Raw genomic sequence first — 1,524 nt, forward strand, 5'->3', positions numbered from 1 at the left:
GGCCAGGGCCGTCTGGGTGCCCAGGCTCTCCATCAGGTTGTGGCGTCGCTGCGCGCGCTCAGCCGCCAGTAGGCGCGGGAAACCTGCTGGAAGGGAACCTCATCGGGCACCACCCCCAGCTGGATGCCCAGCCGCTGGCAGCCGGCCGCCACCCAGGAGGGAACTCGTCCAGCCACGGCCCCAGCCCCAGGCCCAGGCTGGTGATTCCATGCGCGGCCAGCCGCCCCAGGTACTCGGTGCTGGCCTCGGCGGTGTCGGCGAAGGACATGCCCGTGGTCAGCAGCAGCTCCCCGCCCTCCAGGTAGGGGGTGGGGTCGGCCAGCTCGGAAATGTGCACCCCGGTGACCGGGTTGGCCCGAAACGTGGTGCCGCTGGCCGGGTAGAAGCTGCGCCCCAATTCGGTGCCCAATTGCAAAAGCGTGATCACGGTGCAAATTATCCTGTATGAACCGCCGAATTGGATGGAACGGCCAGTGACGCGTGTCACCGACGGATCATAGCGTGGATCCCATGACTGAAACCCTGCCTTCCGCCGTGCTGTCCCCGCTCGCTTCGAACCCTGCCGCCGACAGCGCCCACCGCCTGCCCCAAAGCCGCCACCTGGCCACCCAGATCCCCGGCCCGCGTTCCCGGGAACTGCATGACCAGCGGCTGGCCGAGGTCAGTGACGGCTTTGGGATTACCCTGCCGGTGTTCGTGCAGCGCGCCGACGGCGGGATCATCGAGGACGTGGACGGCAACCGGCTGATCGACTTTGCCTCCGGGATCGCGGTGACCTCCCTGGGCGCGGCCAACCAGCGCGTTGCCCAGCGGGTGGCGCAGCAGCTGGAGAAGTTCACCCACACCTGCTTCATGGTCAGCGAGTACGAGTCCTTCACCCGCGTCTGCGCTTGGCTGAACCGCAACACCCCGGGCGACTTCGCCAAGCGCACCGCATTGTTCTCCACCGGCGCGGAGGCCGTGGAGAACGCGGTGAAGATCGCCCGCGCGGCCACCGGACGGCCGAACATCCTGGTCTTCGACGAGGCCTACCACGGACGCTCACTGCTGACCATGGGGATGACATCGAAGGTCAACCCCTACAAGCTGAACTTCGGGCCCCTGCCCGAGCACATCGTGCGCGCCGCCTCCGCGAACCCGCTGCGTTCGCAGGGCCGCGACGTCCACGAGCTGCTGGCCCTGGTGGAGCAGCAAATTGTGGAGCACGGGGCACGGAGCTTTGCGGCCATGGTGATTGAGCCGATCCAGGGCGAGGGCGGGTTCATCGTCCCGATGCCCGGTTTCCTGCCCGGGCTGCGGGCCCTGGCGGACAAATACGGTATCGTGCTGGTGCTTGATGAGATCCAGGCCGGGATCGGACGCACCGGCAAGCTGTTCGCCGCCGAACACGAGGACGTGGTCGGGGACCTGGTGCTTACCGCCAAGGCGCTGGCCAACGGCGTGCCGCTCTCTGCGGTAACCGGGCGGGCGGAGCTGATGAACGCGCCGCACGCCGGAGGCCTGGGCGGCACCTACGCCGGAAAC

Annotated in this window: 2 protein-coding genes; one reads left to right on the forward strand and one right to left on the reverse strand. The window is 68.1% G+C overall.

What is annotated here, in order from left to right; translation table 11 throughout:
• Positions 1-58: 58 nt before the first annotated feature.
• Positions 59-427 (reverse strand): PucR family transcriptional regulator ligand-binding domain-containing protein, encoded by a 369-nt coding sequence (locus tag JCM19049_RS13820; RefSeq protein ID WP_054821868.1) that lies wholly within the window; start codon positions 425-427, stop codon positions 59-61.
• An 83-nt stretch (positions 428-510) separates the two neighbouring features.
• Here JCM19049_RS13820 and JCM19049_RS13825 point away from each other — a divergent pair.
• A partial coding sequence (locus tag JCM19049_RS13825) for an aminotransferase class III-fold pyridoxal phosphate-dependent enzyme (protein ID WP_279403241.1) occupies positions 511-1,524 on the forward strand: 1,014 nt, incomplete at its 3' end.

It is taken from the genome of Arthrobacter sp. JCM 19049, from assembly GCF_001310435.1.